This is a genomic window from Chamaesiphon sp., assembly GCF_041737865.1.
Lineage (GTDB): Bacteria > Cyanobacteriota > Cyanobacteriia > Cyanobacteriales > Chamaesiphonaceae > Chamaesiphon.
This window is the reverse complement of record NZ_JBGSQZ010000036.1, coordinates 1-17,451: the sequence shown is the minus strand read 5'-3', so window position 1 is coordinate 17,451 and position 17,451 is coordinate 1. Positions and strand designations below refer to the sequence as shown.

Sequence of the window (17,451 nt, the reverse complement as noted above, 5' to 3'; positions counted from 1 at the left end):
CGCCAAAGGTGACGAATAGGATGCCTTGAGTCAATTTAATCGGTTCTCCCAACTTGAATTTAGAGAGCGCGACAACCTGTTCGGCATTTCCACCCAAACGCACCCAATCCCGTCTGGTTATAACAACAACTATTTAATATTAAATAACTTATAAAAACAACAACAAGATAGCCTACTTACATGATAGAGTAGTTCTATTAAACCTTCCACGAAATAAACTTGATAAGTATAGAACGAGCAATCGACTCTCAAACAGGGGAAAGATTTTGCTGTGTATTCGACACGGAAGCTGGCCTGCCAGTAGAACCAATCCAACGCTACCTAAACTACTGCCGCAGGCGACAACTAGCCGCCAACACCGTTAACACATACGCTTGTCGGCTAGTAGATTTCTGGCACTGGCTGGAGTACAAATTTCTGAACTGGGAAGAGTTCGGACTAGATGAACTGGCTGATTTCGTAAATTGGTATTTGTTGGGTGGTGATGTAGAAGTCATCTCTGAATCCATTAGAGAAATAGCTTCCAAGCGCAGTGCGCGTACTGTTAACCAGGCAGTTACAGCCATTCAAGGAATGTATGAATTCCACGCTATTGAAGGCAGAGTAGACGAACAGAAATTTGCCAAGCTAGCTCGTGGGTTTGGCAAACGCGGTGGCTACTTGCGTGGGATTATTAAAAGCACACCTGAAAACCGCAAGCGAATTAAGCTCAAAGAACCGAAGATATTCCCTGGTTGCTTGACTGATGAACAGGTCAGTCAACTAGCAGATGCCTGTTACACACACAGAGACAGGCTGATAGTAATGCTGTTGAGAGAAACAGGAATACGGCGGGGAGAGCTATTAGGATTGCATCTTGTAGATGTGGGAACTTTGGATAGTAGAGGCAGAATTCGGATTGTCAGACGAGGCAATAACCCGAATGGAGCGATTTCCAAAGGAACCGAACGAGAAATTCCGATATTGCACAACAAAAAAGCAGTTCAAGAGACATTTCATATCTATTTAAATGAAGAATATCCCTCTAAAGAGGTCGAAAGATTGGGTCACGGAATGTTATTTGTCAATCTGGAGGGAAAATATATCGGACAACCGATGAGCAGTGCGAGATTGAATGGTTTATTTTCTCAACTTGAAGCTAGAACTGAAATCAGATCGCATCCTCATTTATTCAGACATACTTTTGCAACGAGAATGCTCCAAGCAGGATATCAAGACCAATACGTACAACAGTTAATGGGACATAGATCGATTGCTACTACTAAAGATATTTACTCACATGTACTTGATGAAATGAGCTTAGAGGTATATTTAGATCGAGAGGAAGATGAATGAAAGCATTAGAATCATTTGAGTCATTACAGCAACGGATAGCAGTCTCAGAATTAGGTAAAGAGTCGGTAAACGATCCGCTACTAGAACGAGATACTTGGTCGGTTCTAGAAATTGGCTATACAGAAGAAGAATCCAGGATTATCGAAATTCACAACATTCACTTTAAAGATTTTTCTCTACTTTGGCTAAAACTACTAGCCAAGTTAACCGCTAAAGCTAGTGCCAGAGAAAAATCTGCGTTAAGCGTTACAGCAAAAAGAATCCGTGCTTTAAGACAACTGGATGAATTTTTATCATCCCAAGGTTATAATCGACCGGAAATTTTAACGGATAACTTATTACAGGAATTTATCAAGCAAGGCAGCCAAAGAGATCGTCAACGTGCCATAATTTATGCGGTTAAATTATGGACAGAAGAACAATGGCTTCAAATATCTTTTGCTGCACATATATATAGAAAATACACTCCCAAAGTTCAAACGATACCAGAGGAAGTTCTCTATCAAATCTATGAAAAGTTCGATTTATTTCCAGCACCATTAGAAAGATTATTCAGACTACAACTCGCACTAGGGTGTCGAATTGGCGAAATGATTAGAATGCCTCGCCAATGCCTCAAGCAAGAAAGCGAAAAATGGTTTTTACAAAGATGGATAGAAAAACGCAAATATTGGCAATTTTATCAGATTCATCCTTTAGTAGCTGAATTAATCAGGGCACAGCAGGAATTTCTCAATACTCAGCAGCTTATTGATACTGATTTTGATAAATTATTTTGCTTTGTTTCTAGTGATACTAGTTTTGGCAGAAGATTTGACAAAAATCCAATTTATTTGCCAAAATTGCTTACCAACTCAGTAATTCACTCTTGGGTAAGAGATTTTAATAAGAAAGCTGAATTAACAGATAAACATGGTAATCAATTCAAATTTACCAGTCACTACTTTCGTCGCACAAAGGCTAGTATTATGGCTTATTGCGAAACAGAGGATGAATATATTGCAGCGGTATTAGGACATGCTTCTTTAGATATGTTGCCCCACTATCGACAACGAGATTTAAATCGTTTAGAAAAAGAATCAGCAACTAAAGGTTATGTTGATATGTACGGTAAAGTCAGTACTTTTAAACCTAGAAAGCAGAGGTACGAAAAGTTAGCAGAATTACTTATGGTAACTACTTCATTAGGGGAGTGTCACCGCCCAATGATGTTAGGTGATTGTGAATATAGATACGCTTGCCTTAGTTGCAATCATCATCGCGTTACGTTAGAAGACAAGCCTTATATAGAAGCTGATATTCATCAACTACAACAGGATTTAGAACAAGCGCAAGTAGCAGGACAAGATCGAAGAGTTACTGAAATACATCGGTTATTAAATTTACTTGTCACTAGATTACAGGGATTGGAAAAATTACAAAATATTGGATCGAGTAACGCTAATGAGTAATCGCAAGCATCCAGCTATTTCTATTCATTCTACTCTTGATGGTCAGTTGGAAGTTGATTGGGGCAAAGAATATCAAGGAGAATATAATTGTCCTCGTTGTACAGTTGGTAAGCTTACAGGACTTTGTTATGAGAAAGAATACTTCTGCAAACTATTTCTTGCGTGTAATCATTGCAAGAAACAAACTTATTTGACTTGTGAGATTAAAGGAGCTAGGCGAAAGTATTTACCTATTTCTATCCATGAAACACTAAACGGAACATTAGAAGTTAACTGGGAAAGTGATTACAAGCAAGAATATCGCTGTCCTTTATGTCCTCAAGGATTAATCACAAATTATTACTATTCAGCTAAATCTGTTAATAAACTAGGCGTAGTATGCAATAAGTGTAAAAAACGGATCAATCTCCGCTGTGATGTTCCACCTCATAGCATTCGATACCGTCCCGATATCGAATGCCCCAACCCTCTTTGTCTACAGATCGGTCATGATGGACAAAAAGGATGGATCTATGAAGTCTCTAATTTCAATGCTAGATGTCATTTTTGTGATATCACCTTCGACTCTAATTCTGCACACTCCAATAGTTGGGTTAACAACCAAAAGCAAAATGAGTTGCTGCCTTTCAATTTCGATGAAGACACATGGGATTTAGGGCACTTTTATAATAAGTCACCTCGGCGGATTAATTTTAGAGAGATTGAGTCTCAATGGTATCGAGTATTAGTAAAACAATATCTACATTTACTCCTTAGAACGCAAAGATTCCTTTCTGATGAACTCCCTAGTCGAACATTAACAACATTAAAACAATTTGGATGTATTGCAGAACAATTTCAAATTCGCGATTGTAGTGGTATCAGTAGGGATATAATTCTTAAATTCAAGGATTCATGTCAAGAAAATACAAATCACGTAATTAATAATAAGCTGGGCTGTTTAAAAGATTTTTTTGAATACCTAGATCTAGACACATCATATTTAATTCGCAGTCGGGATAGGTTGAAAACAAGCAAAAACGATCCTGATTGGCTGGATGAGGTAGCTCGCCAAGCTATTCATCAACATCTATTCGAGATTCCCGCACCAATTGCGCGTCATTATCTGATTCAAGAGTACACGGCTACACGTCCAGGTGATGCTTGCAAAATCGCCTTTGATTGCCTAGTACAAGAAAACGATAGGTGGTACATCAAATTTTATGAAGGGAAGAAAGCACAAGAACATCGCTTACCAGCTACTCGTGAAATCAGAAAAGTAGTTGAAGAACAGAAGTGCTGGATTAGACAAATATTTGGAGAAAACTACTCATTTTTATTTTGTCATTTCAGAATTATAAAGAGCAAATCGTATCCTATTTTTTCCAATATTAAACCCATACCAAAACCTCCAGACAGAAGTGGGAGTAGTAGTCCAATGGTTCGCATTATTCGGATGTTAATAGAAAAAGAAGATGTTCGTGATGCTAATGGTTTAAAACCGCACTTTGTAGGTAAGATTACTCGCCCTAGTAAATTGCAAGAGATTCGAGCCAAACATGGAATTGAGGCGGCTCAACTTTATGCCAATCATGCTAGTAGTAATACGACCTTCCAGCATTACACACCACCTACTAGAGAACAAGTAGCCGCTGTGGACTTGCCTTTTCAGGCATTGTTGATGAACCCCAGTAATAAGTTCCTCCCTTGGCAATCTCTCCCAGAAAGTTTACTCAAAAACCCTAAAGCACACGAATTAGACTCAGAAATCGCTCCGCGCTTGGTAGTTTACGGACATTGCATTCTCAACCCTAAAATTCCCTGTCCTATCAACCTCTATCCCAAATGCTATGGATGCGGTAGTTTTCGTCCCAGTACAACGAAGCTACCTTTGTATGAACGTCAATATGCAGGAGAGCAACAACGACTGACTCAGGCACAAGAGGTTGGTGCAGAACTGGCGACTGAAGAAGCAAAATCTACCATAGCCGCAATGGATAAATGGTTGCCACAACTACGGGAGTTGGGATATGACTAAGCACAATCGGGAAAAACAAGCCGAGGTCTTGCGGCGTACTCAGGCGGAACGGAAAGAACAGAAGAAGCAACAGGTACTCAAGGCAATTGAGGAGATAATCAACCAAAAACAGCCGTTAACCTTTGCGAATATTGCAACCGTTGCGGGTTGCTCGATTGCTTATCTCTATAAGTGGGCAGAGATTACCGACTACATTCACGAACTCCAACAGCAGCAAAAAACTCAGTTAAATCCCCTCGAAGAAGGAGATCCCAAACCGCATAGTCTCAAAACCCTCCATGAAGTTGCTCGAAATCGCATTCGCCAACTCGAAGCCGAGATTAAAGAACTCAAAAACCAGAACGAAAAACTCCGAGGTCATGTCTCAGAAATATACGAACTAAGGGATGAATGCGAACGATTGCGGCACCAACTACGAGAATTAACCAGTCCCAATCCATCCAGCAAAGTGGTTCCGATTAGGATCGTTGCCCAAGTAACGAGTCCAGTTGCTGAATCTCCACCGGAACCGGAGCCAGCAATTAGATCGAATCCAGACTCATCTTCGCAGTCGGAGATTTTTGAGTTAATTAATGCTCTGGGAATTAAGCTCACTGCAAAACTCAAGCGTGAAATAAATCATCGCTCACCTAGTTCGGTCAAACTTTCAATCGAGGCTTTCCAACAATATCGCAGCAAAACTGATGTTAGTAATCCTGAAGCTTGCTTGTTAACTATGATCTGTGATGAAGCCAAGCCCAATGGACAACAAAATTCAGAACCACCAGAATCGATATTGTTACCTAGCCAGGAACATCTCAAGCCAACTATGAGAGAAGACAAGGAACTAGTCAGTCTCGACGAACTCAGTAATATATTCAATCAGAAATAATGAATGATACTATCCCTCCTAATAATATCGAAGCTGAAGAAAGTATCTTGGGTGGTATTCTTCTAGATCCTTCAGCAATGAGTAGAGTTATCGATCTATTAACTCCTGAATCGTTCTATATTCAAGCGCATGGTACGATCTATCAAGCTGCTTTAGAGCTATATCGAGCAGACAAGCCTATCGATCTGATGAGCATGACTAGCTATCTAACAGACTATAAATTAATCAAACAGGTTGGTGGCAAGAATAAGTTAGTTCAGTTATTAGAAAGAACGGTTTCAGCAACGAATATTGACTATTTCGCATCGTTAGTGGTTGATAAGTACAAGCGACGGCAGTTAATCGCAGTGGGTCAAAATCTGGTTAAATTGGGTTATGACACGACTACAGAACTAGAATCAATTTTCGGGCAGTCAGAGCAACAGCTATTCAATCTCACTGTCGATAAACAAAGTAAGTTTAAACCGAAACCAATTAAGGATTATATCGATAATAAGTTTTCACGAGGCAACTCACCTGCTTATTCTACTGGATTAGTAGATTTAGATGCGGCAATTAAAGGACTAGTCAAGCGAAATCTGATTGTAATTGCTGCCAGAGCGAGTATGGGGAAAACTTGGCTGGCTTGTCATTTAGCGGTTCATATTGCTACAACTCAAAACAAGCCAGTGGTCTTCTTCAGTGCAGAAATGTCTGGAGAGGATTTATCAGACCGATTGCTATCACTCCACTCTGGTATTGATTCCAGTCGGATGATCCACAATGAAATTTATAAGAATGAGATTGAAACACTGAAAGACACGATGGGGATAGTAGGTAAACTGCCGATCGTTATCGATGATACGTCAGCTTCCGACTTAACTCCAGCAAAAATGCGTTCTGTATTGCGGCAAATTCGCCACGAGCGGGGCGAATTGGGGTTGGTGGTGTTGGATTACATTCAGAAGCTTGGGGACAGGGCTGCGAAGAATCGAGCGCAGGATGTGGGTAAGTACTCTGGGGCATTTAAGGACATCGCTAAGGAGTTCGACGTTCCGTTTGTAGCTTTGGCACAGATCAATCGTGGGGTAGAGAGTCAGGGCAATAAGCGTCCGTCGATGTCTGATATTAAGGATTCGGGGGACATCGAGCAGGATATGGATCTAGGGTTATTACTGTACCGCGATGGGTACTATAACTCTGAGAGTTCAGATTCAGGGGTGATGGAAATTATCGTAGCTAAGAACCGGAATGGCTCTACGGGAACTTGTCGAGTGAGTTTCAACCCTATTTGTGGGGAGTTTGCAGATTTAATTTAACGGATAGCAACCGTTCAAAATCAAGCGATGCTTCAACCGCTCATAGCAATTCACAGATCTAGCGATCGCCAAAAGAGATCGAAACTTACTACAATTATCTGATGCCATGTTGTAAATATTGCAGCTATTGTTGAAAGATGCAACAGCCGATCTAAATCGGCCGATCTCCCAAGAAAAATACTTAGCTCAATATTCATATTCTCTGGATACTGCTAACAAGAATAGATCGAATTACGAAACATTAAAACAATGAAAAAATTATCGATATCACTGCTGTTAGGGCTGGCCACAACAACTACTGGAATTGTCATGGGATCTGGTGCTGCTTACAGTGCTAATTTATCATTTACTGGCAATTTGAATGATGCTAATGACACGCCATCATTCTTTTTTACTGCGGATGGTACCTCAACTGTCGATATCAGATCCTATAGCTATGCAGGTGGTGTAAATGCTGAGGGAACGACGATCGCCGCAGGTGGTTTCGATCCGATTTTGACATTGTTTGATGCTAGTGATAACTTCTTTTTGGAGCAGGAGGATATTGGACTTGGCAATCTAGATTTTCAAGTTAGTCAAGTGTTGCCAGCGGGAAATTATCGAGCGGTAATTTCAGCGTTTGCAAATTTTGCCAATCAACCAAATTTTGCCGCTGGTTTTAATAATACTGGAGATTTTTTCGGTCAAACTTCGGCATACGCTTTTGATATTCAGGGCGTTAACCAATCTGCGACTGCCGTACCAGAACCTGCGAGTTTAATTGGAACTGCGGTTGCTGGATTTGCGGTGGTAGGTTTAAAACGTAAGTTAACGGCAAGTAGGAAAACTAACCAGAAAAGTTCTCGTTGATGAATCTGCTGTTTAAAGGTTCGCTCTAAATTCTTATCAAAAAGAGTAGGGGTAATTCATGAATTACCCCTACTCTTTTTGCGCCAATTGTCTCGATCTAGAAAATCGAGAAACTATTATTAGTCAAAGCAGGATTGCCAACTAATTGTGCGAGTCGAACTTGGTTGGCACCACCAATACCATCAACATCGAAGAATAAGGCACCGGATGTATTGTTATAGATAAACCGCTGGCTGGCTGTGGTTGCCGACGTTCCTAGCGTAAATCTGGAAACATCCAGCACGCCACCTGCCAAGCTGTCGCTGCCAAATACCGCATTTCCACCAAAACCCGCACGGGAGATACTCAACAGATCGTCGCCGACTACAAAGTCATTAATTTTGTCGATGCCTTCAGTGGGATTATTGTAGCCAAAGACATCTTTACCAGCACCGCCAAAGAGGAGATCGACTCCCGCACCGCCGAAGATGATGTCGTTGCCGATACCGCCATAGATGGTGTCATTTCCAGCTAGTCCAGAGATCGTATCGTCGCTATTCGTACCGTCGAGTCGATCGGCATTGGGGGTACCATTGATGATACTTGGGGCGGTGTCGTCGTTGACGATCGAACCAGTAGCGGAACTAGTAGCAATTGTGGCGTTAGTCGCCTCGCTGAGGTTGAGTTTGAAGGTTTCGGTGGGTTCAAACGTAGTATCGCCAGTGACAGCGATATTAATTGTTTTGGTGGTGTCGCCAGGATCGAAGGTAATCGTCCCAGTTGTGGCTGTGTAGTCACTTCCGGCGATCGCACTATCGTCGGCGGTGGCGTATTTGACGGTGACAATTTCGGTGCTGGGGTTGCTCAGAGTGAGGTTGAAGCCGAAAGTGGTAGTGCCGCTATTGCCTTCGTTTTGGGAGACGTTGGCGATGCTAATCGTGGGGCGAGTGTCGTTATCGACGATCGAGACTGTACCAGATTTTACCGTATCGAGTTGGTAACTCGTACCGCCTTCGGTGAGAGTAAGGGTGACGGTTTCGGTACCTTCAAAGATGTTGTCATCGATCGGGTTAATATCGATCGTGGTAGTATTGCTACCTGCTTTGAAGATGGCGATACCGTTGAGGGTTTGATAGTCGGTGGTGTTGGTAGCAGTTCCGGTAATGGCGTAATTTACCGCTAAGTCGGCGGTAGTCGCACCCGTGCGGGTGAGGGTAAATTGTCCGGGGTTGAGGGGTTGTCCGCTGAGGGTTTCCGCCGCTGCGGGATCGTTGACGGCGAGGTTGATGACGGGGACAACTAGGGTGGGAAGTAATGTGGTGGTGGTTTCGGCGGTGGCGGTTTTGATTTCGGTTCTGCCGATGTTGTCGGTGGCGATGCTGTAGAAGCTATAGGTTTTGCCGATGTCTCCGGTGTAGATACCGCTGATTTTGTCGGTTTTGTTTTGCCAGAGGGTGTAGTTACCACCATCTACGGAGACATAGACATCATAAGTGCCCACGCCGCTACCGTCGTCGGTACCCGCCCAATTGACGTTAATATCCTTGCCTGTGGTGGTGGCTGTTAGGGTTTGGACTTGGCTGGTGGGGGCGTTGGTGTCGATTTTATTCGACCAGACGGGGGTTAGGATCGCTTCATTGGTATCGAAAACAATGCTAGCCTTGGCATCGATGACGGTGGCGTTAGCGACGTTGGGTTTCGCTTTGACGCTGTAGGTGACGAAGCCTTCGCCATCTCTGTTGGCATTATTGGGGGGTAGGAAGCCATCGTCAACGCCTGTGGCGGGTTTTCCGGTGGTAGGATCGATCTCGGTAATCGTCCAGGTGAGGGTGCGATTGCTGGTGTCGAGGTTGGCGGCGACATCGACTAGGGCACCGATGGAGCTGCGTAAGTCGAGGCGGGTGGTGTAGCCTTGTAAGCCGTCGGGGACTTTGAAGGTGAGGTTCTGGAAGCCGAAGGTACCAAGTTCAAAGGTGCTCAGATCGAGGTCGCTGTCGAGTTGTTGGGTGACGTTGACGAGGACGGCGGGAGCGGTGGCAGAGGCTTGGTTCTCGAAGTTGATGGTGTAGGGAAGGATGGGATCGGGGGAAATCCAGCGATCTGTTCCGGCTCCGCCAGGGCCGATGATATCGTTGGGGTCGAGAGATTGAACGATGGTTGTTCTGGTGTCGTCTTCGGGTGGTTTACGACGTGGTAAATCTCCAGGAAGTCTTCCGCCTTCGCCTCCAGGTGGTTTTTGTGGAGGAGATCCACCACCAGTTGGTTTTGGTTTGGGTGGTGTTGGTGAAGGAGAGCCGCCACCAGTTGGGTTTGGAGAATTACCATTACTATTATTGGTGGGGCTAAAATTACCATTACCATTATTGGTAGGGCTTAAATTATTACTCCCATTGTTATTACCATTATTGGTAGGGCTTAAATTATTACTCCCATTGTTACTGCCATTATTGCTCGGACTTCCAATGTTGATATTGATATTAACAGTTAAGTTGTCTAAAAATTTCCCACTTGCATCGACAAAAGAAATAGGATTGTTTTTAACATATCGATAAAAATTAGTATCTTCACCATTAATCCCGATCGGATCTGTACTAATAAACCGTCCCTCACCAGGTGTATAAAACCGCGCCCGCATGAAATCAAGCCCATTGCTTTCATTCATCACCCCGTATTGACCGACAAATTCAAACGGGTTGGCAACAGCTTCGGTTTTGGTCAAACTTTCGCCGAAGGGGAGATAACTATAACTGTTAAGATAATTACCACTGGTTCCGGTTAATCCGGCGATCGATCCGATCGCATCGGCATCGTAAAATGAGGCGGTACTACTGCCATCAACGCGACTGACTAAACCTAAACCGTGGGTATAACTGGCAACTTTATTCGTGCCATTATATTCACCCACCACATCTCCCAAACCCGTAGGATCGAGTAAATAATCGGTGCGGGTGCCGTTTTGAGTCGTGGCGATGCGGTTGCCGAGGGCATCGTATTTATATTCCCAAGTCCCATCGGGGTTGGTGACTCCAATTAGGCGATTTTCGCTGTCGTAGGCGAAGGTAGTAGTTTTAGAGCCTTCGGTTTTGACGGTGAGATTACCGTCTTTGTCGTAGGTGTAAGTATTACTACCAGCGGCAGTGTATTGGTTGAGATTGTTGGTGTTGTAGGCGGTATTGACACCGCTATCTTTGACGGTGGTGCGATTGCCAGCGGCATCATATTGGTACTCGATGACGCGCCCATTGGCGAGAGTGGCTTTGGTTAGTTGTCCCGTGGCATCGTAACCGTAGGTGGTTTTGCCTTCTAAGGTGGTCATGCTGTCGCGCCGACCTAAGTTATCGTAGGTATAGTCGAAGCGGGAATTGACGGTGTTATCGGCTTTGAAATTGACGATACTGAGGGCTTGTCCGGCACTATCATAACTGTAGGTGGTATAGGTGCCATTCCCATTATCTTCCCGCGCTAATTGCCCGATGTTGTCGTAGGTATAGGTGACGATATTCGTACCATTGTTATCTGTTAATTGTTTCAACCGCCCGACGCTATCGTAACTATAGTTGGTGGCAAACCCATCTTGGTCTACCATTTTAGTCCGCTGTCCGCCTGGGTTGTAGGTAAATTCTAAGAAGCGGCTATTGTCATAAGTGACTTTGGTGAGTCTGTCGGCATTGTCGTAGGCATAACTGACGGTACTATCGGAGTCGGTAGCCTGGGTGAGATTGCCGCGACTATCGTAGGTAAAACTCGCAGTAGTGCCATCGGCGAACTCTTTCCCAATCAGGAATTGGCGACTGTCGTAGGTATATTTAACTTCCTGTCCGCGACGGTTGCTCGATACGGTGGTGTTACCATTGGCATCGTAGTTAAATGTTTCTTGAGAGCCATCGGCGTAGACGATGCCACTGAGATTGCCTTTGGTATCGTAGCTGTAGGCGATGTTATTGCCTTTTTGGTCTTGAACTTTGGTGAGTTGGTCGTAGGTAGAATTGTAGGTATAGTTAACCTGTTGATTCAGCGCATCGACGCTACCGACGATATTGCCCCGACTATCGTAGGTGAATTTGGCAGTACTATTATCGGGGGCGATTACCTGTTTGAGATTGCCATTATCGTCATAGAGATATTTAATCACCCGTCCTAATGAGTCGGTAGCTTGCGCGATTTGACCGCGATCGTTTGTTAATATTTTAGTTGCTTTACCATTACCATCGGTAATCGTAACTCCCCCCGCAGTATCGTAACTGTAGGTGACAAAATTAGTGCCGTTACTTAGCTTAGAAATCCGTCCGGTAGCGTCGTATTCGTAGAGAGTTTGAGTACCGTCAGCGAAGGTAATCGATTTGATTGCATTAGCTTTGGCTCCAGCAGTTTCGTAAGTATAACTAGTCGTGCCACTATTATCGGTAATTGATAATAACTTTTCGCCAGCAGCATCATAGGTATAACTAGTTTTCTCCCCATATTGGTCGGTAACTTCACGCACCCGCCCTTGAGCATTGTAAGCAAAGGTAATGACATCGCCATTGCTATAACTGAGACTGGTTAACTGACTGCTAGTATAACCAACGGTAACTTTATTATTATTTGTATCGGTGATGAAATCTAATTTACCATCAGTCCGAAAAGCGAGAGTAGTACCGTCATATTCTCGCAGTTGATAGATACTGCCAACTTTACTAACAACGCCTAAATCGTCAGAATCGTCAGCCTTATATGTGCCATCGGCTTGTTTATTAAATAGTCGCCCAACCGTCCCACTTTGAATGGTGACATTCCCCTTAGCATCTACAGTTTCCGTAATCTCGAAGGCATTAACACCACCGCGCCCGAAACTACCGATGAAATTGCGATCGTCAATACTATCGGCGGCATTCTGACGAAGTTCAAATGAGATCAATCTGGAGATATCGGTAGTATACTCGCCCAATTGACTCAATCGCGTCGCATTTTCATCTAATACTGCTTGGAAATTTTCAGCATTACTACTAACAGAATTGACAAAGTTTTGATAAATCAAATCCCACGTTGCCGGATCGACATCCGCAGGGCGAGAGCTATTTTTAATCGCATTCCAATCGATATTTGCAGTCGTATCCAGCGAACTAACTGTAAAATCAACCGTGTTGCCTAGAGTAGCATTAGTCCGAAAGTTAACTTTATATGTACCAGTCGCCCCTGGCGGTAAAACACCAGCATTACCATCTTTATTAATCCCTAAAAACTGGATCGAATCTTGCAAAAACTGTCCATTCTGCTCGAAATTAGCACCTTGAGCATCAATTGTTAATAGCGGTGCGGGAATATCTGTCTCGCCACCATTGCGATAAGTAACAATCACCTCGCCAATACCGCCAGACCGAACCAAACCAGTCGAACTAATCGTCACATCTAATTTGCCTGGATTGCCACTATCGACCGCGAAAATATTCGCAGCGGTAGCTGTTTGCACTCCGTCGGTTAGTTTGACACTGTAGCTACCAGGAATAGTATTGCTTAAATTAGCAGTAGCAACAATTTTGGTATCGCTAATGAAGGTAATATTTTCGAGTAGAATTGGTTGACCATTACTATCGAGTAAACTCGGTTGAGTATTGGGAGTAAATTGAGTCCCATTAATCGTAAAAGTAGTTTTACCAGCATTACTACCGCGCACGGGGCTAATGCTAGTAATTGCAAATAGGCTATTACCAGTAGCAATCGAAGATAGATCCAGTTTGTAAGGACTATCGCCACTATTACTATTGACACGTAAATAATAAACGCCTGGAGCTAATTGTTGGTTAATTTGATTACTACCACCAACTAGGGTTTGACCGTTACTAGCAATCAGTGCGATCTGATTATTAACACCCAGAAATTCATTAGTCAGCGTCGAACTAAATTGACTGGTTTGTTTGACCTCAAACCGATAAAAATCGTAGGCATCCACATTGCCGACAAAATCACTATAGGTTTGCGTACCTGTTAAGATACCTAAATCGCGCGCCTTACCAATATCGTTCCCCGCAAAATCATCAATGGGTTTCGCACTAGCCGATAGTTGATAATTCGTACCTCTGCCATTGGGCAAACTGCTGAGGATAATATAGTACTCCCCTGGCTTAACTGATACCTTGAGATCCCCTGTGCTACTTTGCCCTGCAAATCCACCAGCACTATCGATTAACTGGAGATTGGGTGTAACTGTATTTCCGCCTAATTGTACCGACAGCACCGAAGTTTCGGTAACTCGGACTTTATAATAATCGAGAGCATCGTTAGTTAAAAAAGCCTGACCGAGAAAATCATCCGTGGTAACGGGAGTAGCACTCACTGTCCCCAAATCGAAGGCACTAGCAGGATCTCCACCCGCTTTATCGGTAGGATTGAAACTCGCCGCTGTCTGCCCTTCAAAGATCGCAATTAACTCACTACCTCTAGACAATACCGCACCATTCACCCCAGCAATGGGGGAAACATCACTAACCGTGTAGTCTGTTGCGGCACCATCGATCGTTAATCGATCGTCATTAACATTAAAATCTTTAATTAGCGCGTAGTCGCCATTACCTTGAGTGCCATAACTACTGAGATTAAAGGTATCCGTTCCAGTGCCACCCGTTAAAACATCGATCCCACCGCTGCCACTGAAAGTATCATTACCAGCTCCACCCTTGAAGATGTCATTTCCACTTTGACCGACGAAGCGGTCATCATACTTAGTCCCAGTAACATTTAACCGTTCGATATTGCTAAAGAATACTCGATCGACATCACTACCGACACCGTTAAAGGCAAATATCTCAGTAGCAGAACTACCAATCCCTTTTTGCAAAGTTCCCGTATTGTCATTAGCCGAATAATCAACTATGAGAGTATCAATTCCATCCCCGCCATCAACCCTGTTATCACCCAGCCCTGCATTGATGGTGTCATCTCCGGCTCCACTATCGATCGTATCACCCCCATTCCCTGTGCGGATATTGTCATTTCCCGCGCCAGTTTTCAGGTCGATGCGTTCGATACTAATTAGTTGTGTCCCATCGATAATATTACTTTGGGTCAGATCGATATTCTTAGCCACATTACTGCTAGAAATATCGATCTCAGCCAAGTCAACACCATCCCCACCATCGAGAATATCTACTCCACCTCGACCGATGAGTCTGTCATCGCCAGCTCCACCTCTGAGGATGTCATTTCTACCTCGACCGATGAGCGTGTCATTATATTTAGTCCCAGTAATATTGAATTGTTCGATATTATTGAACAGTACTCCATCAGAATTACCACTGTTGGCATCATTGAGGACATAGATCTCGTTAGGGCCATAGAGAATTCCCTTTTGAAGAGTCCCTGTATAGTCATTAGTCGAATAATCGACCACAAGAGTATCGATGCCATCGCCACCATCGACTCGGTTACGTCCCAACCCTGGAGCAATAATGTCATCCCCAGACCCAGTTGTTACGTCAACTTGCTCGATACTAATCAGTTGCGCCCCATTAATAGTATTACGTTGGGTCAGATCGATATTATTTGCGACATTACTGCTGGAAAGATCGACCACCACCGTGTCAATACCATCGCCACCATCGAGAATATCTACTCCACCATTGCCATTAAGAGTATCATCGCCAGCTCCACCCTTGAGGATATCATTCCCACTTTGACCGATGATGATGTCCCCAAATCTAGTACCAGTAACATTCAACTGCTCGATGTTACTAAATTGGACTCGATCGAAGTCACTATTCAAAAAACTTGCAGGAGCGAATAAACGACCAGTAGTACTTCTAATCCCTCCGAAGTTATTCGTCGAGTAATCAACTACTAGGGTATCTAGCCCATCTCCACCATCAACCAGATCTTCTCCCAATCCTGAATTGATGGTGTCGTCTCCGGCTCCAGCATTAATGGTGTCATTGCCATTACCATCAACAATCGTGTCATTGCCAGCTCCACTATCGATCGTATCACCTCGATCGCCACCAATAATGCGATCGTTCCCCGTGCCAGTCTTCAAGTCAAGCCGTTCGATATCAATCAGTTGCGTACCATTAACAAGGGTGTTGCTGCTTTGGGTCAGATCGATATTATTTGCCCCGCTGTTGCTGGAAATATCTACCACCGCTAAGTCAATATCAGCTCCACCATCGAGAATATCTACGCCACCATTGCCATTAAGAGTATCATCGCCAGCTCCACCCTTAAGGATATCATTCCCACTCAGACCGATGATGATGTCCCCAAATCTAGTGCCAGTAACATTCAACTGCTCGATGTTACTGAACCGGACTAGATCGAAACTACTATTTCCAAAACCTGTAGGGGCAGATATGATGCCGCTATTACTTCTAATCCCTGCGCCGTTATTGGCTGAGTAATCGACTACTAGGGTATCAAGCCCATCCCCACCATCAACTAGATCTTCTCCCAATCCTGGACTGATGGTGTCATTACCAGATGTACCAACGATCGAATCATTAGTAACAATACCCCCAGCATCACCAAAAAAATCTTGCTTCTCAATCTCAACAGCTTTACCATCAATCACAATTACAGATCGATCGTCCTGCGTCCTCAATCCCGCCAACATCTGCGGCGATAAACTTTCCCTAGTTACCAAACTGCGAAAGATTGCCCCCTCATCCCCAGGACTATCCACATTACCGTTCAACACTCGATCGATCTTATGCCCGAATTCCTCCAACAATAATTCCGCCACAGCCACAGGATCTTCCTGATGCCGTCCCAAAAAATCCGCAGACACCAAAATCTCATCTAAATCCGCAGCATAAGCACCATTCGCAGTCCCCAACTCCCCATTCGCCAAAATCCTGATTTCGGGAATCAGACTAAAATCCCCACTCAACCACTGCTGGCGAATCGCCGTACTACCGATCTTAGTGCCGAAGATACTCTCGATCTTCGTCTCAAAATCATCCGTCGCGGCAAACCGAGCTAAATACTGTTGGAGAAGTTGGAGAGCTTGTGGCTTTAACATCGATCGTTCCTGTGACTAGCAGTTACAAAATATGTATTACTATATTTGCAAAACCACTACCACGTAAACTAATTGATACTAAGTTCAGCTAAATAACGTAGTTTTAGTAAAAATCGAGCCATAATAAACCTTATTACCGATCGCCAAATGCTATTTTCTCGTAAATGTATGGCCGAGAGTTTTCTCGATCGAGTTGAGATCGATCGATTCGATTACAGTTGTTAAATAAAATTACACTCGATCGACATTTAGGAATTAATATGTTTATTTCTGCCAAAGAATGTGCCTTAGTCGATCGGTAAATTGAGACGATTCGATCGACAATACAAAAATGCAAGCTGATGAAAATGTCATTAGTAATACTAACGATCGAATAGCACTGGCTAGATTTATGCTAGCAAAACTTAAGAGTTAAGACATTCTTTTTGTAGTTTGTTGTGGGTGCAAGTTGAGATTAAGGCTTATGTTGTGGAATAAAAAGACTTTTTTAGCTTCTAGCAACAATTACACGTTGTAGAGTCTATATAAGTTGGGCATCTTCAATTAGCGGTTCGTTCTTGGAGATCCAAATCGCTCTTTTTCTACCCTCACACCAGTTGGAGAGAATAATCAACGCCGCCTCAACGCCTTTACCTACGCCTGTAGAATCGCCGATAAAGTAGCCC

7 protein-coding genes and 1 pseudogene are annotated in these 17,451 nt (G+C 43.5%); 6 read left to right on the top strand and 2 right to left on the bottom strand.

What is annotated here, in order from left to right:
- Positions 1-219: 219 nt before the first annotated feature.
- The 6 genes from ACEW9J_RS02545 to ACEW9J_RS02520 all read left to right on the top strand — a co-directional run bounded on the left by ACEW9J_RS02545 (position 220) and on the right by ACEW9J_RS02520 (position 7,821).
- Positions 220-1,335: a tyrosine-type recombinase/integrase gene (locus ACEW9J_RS02545; protein ID WP_373543577.1), complete on the top strand. Its 1,116-nt coding sequence runs from the start codon at positions 220-222 to the stop codon at positions 1,333-1,335.
- Complete coding sequence (locus tag ACEW9J_RS02540) at positions 1,332-2,786, top strand: tyrosine-type recombinase/integrase (RefSeq protein WP_373543576.1); 1,455 nt, start codon at positions 1,332-1,334, stop codon at positions 2,784-2,786. Before ACEW9J_RS02545 ends, ACEW9J_RS02540 begins: the two co-directional genes overlap by 4 nt.
- The gene (locus tag ACEW9J_RS02535) at positions 2,779-4,803 is read left to right on the top strand and encodes an integrase (RefSeq protein ID WP_373543575.1); all 2,025 of its coding nucleotides are present in this window, start codon (positions 2,779-2,781) and stop codon (positions 4,801-4,803) included. The genes ACEW9J_RS02540 and ACEW9J_RS02535 overlap by 8 nt, the downstream gene beginning before the upstream one ends.
- The gene (locus tag ACEW9J_RS02530) at positions 4,796-5,674 is read left to right on the top strand and encodes a DUF6262 family protein (protein WP_373543574.1); all 879 of its coding nucleotides are present in this window, start codon (positions 4,796-4,798) and stop codon (positions 5,672-5,674) included. The genes ACEW9J_RS02535 and ACEW9J_RS02530 overlap by 8 nt, the downstream gene beginning before the upstream one ends.
- Positions 5,674-6,972, top strand: a complete 1,299-nt coding sequence (dnaB, locus tag ACEW9J_RS02525) for a replicative DNA helicase (RefSeq protein ID WP_373543573.1) — start codon at positions 5,674-5,676, stop codon at positions 6,970-6,972. The genes ACEW9J_RS02530 and dnaB overlap by 1 nt, the downstream gene beginning before the upstream one ends.
- A gap of 249 nt (positions 6,973-7,221) precedes the next feature.
- Positions 7,222-7,821 (top strand): DVUA0089 family protein, encoded by a 600-nt coding sequence (locus tag ACEW9J_RS02520; protein WP_373543572.1) that lies wholly within the window; start codon positions 7,222-7,224, stop codon positions 7,819-7,821.
- 97 nt (positions 7,822-7,918) lie between these two features.
- On the opposite strand, the gene ACEW9J_RS02515 is transcribed toward ACEW9J_RS02520, so the two are convergent.
- Complete coding sequence (locus ACEW9J_RS02515) at positions 7,919-16,786, bottom strand: Calx-beta domain-containing protein (RefSeq protein ID WP_373543571.1); 8,868 nt, start codon at positions 16,784-16,786, stop codon at positions 7,919-7,921.
- Between the two features lie 529 nt (positions 16,787-17,315).
- Positions 17,316-17,451: pseudogene (locus ACEW9J_RS02510) on the bottom strand (strawberry notch-like NTP hydrolase domain-containing protein); the annotation flags it as partial.

Excerpts from the sequence above, each read along its gene's own strand:
- ACEW9J_RS02515 (WP_373543571.1), bottom strand. The coding sequence starts at position 16,786 with ATGTTAAAGCCACAAGCTCTCCAACTTCTCCAACAGTATTTAGCTCGG.
- ACEW9J_RS02520 (WP_373543572.1), top strand. The coding sequence starts at position 7,222 with ATGAAAAAATTATCGATATCACTGCTGTTAGGGCTGGCCACAACAACT.
- ACEW9J_RS02530 (WP_373543574.1), top strand. The coding sequence starts at position 4,796 with ATGACTAAGCACAATCGGGAAAAACAAGCCGAGGTCTTGCGGCGTACT.
- dnaB (WP_373543573.1), top strand. The coding sequence starts at position 5,674 with ATGAATGATACTATCCCTCCTAATAATATCGAAGCTGAAGAAAGTATC.
- ACEW9J_RS02535 (WP_373543575.1), top strand. The coding sequence starts at position 2,779 with ATGAGTAATCGCAAGCATCCAGCTATTTCTATTCATTCTACTCTTGAT.
- ACEW9J_RS02540 (WP_373543576.1), top strand. The coding sequence starts at position 1,332 with ATGAAAGCATTAGAATCATTTGAGTCATTACAGCAACGGATAGCAGTC.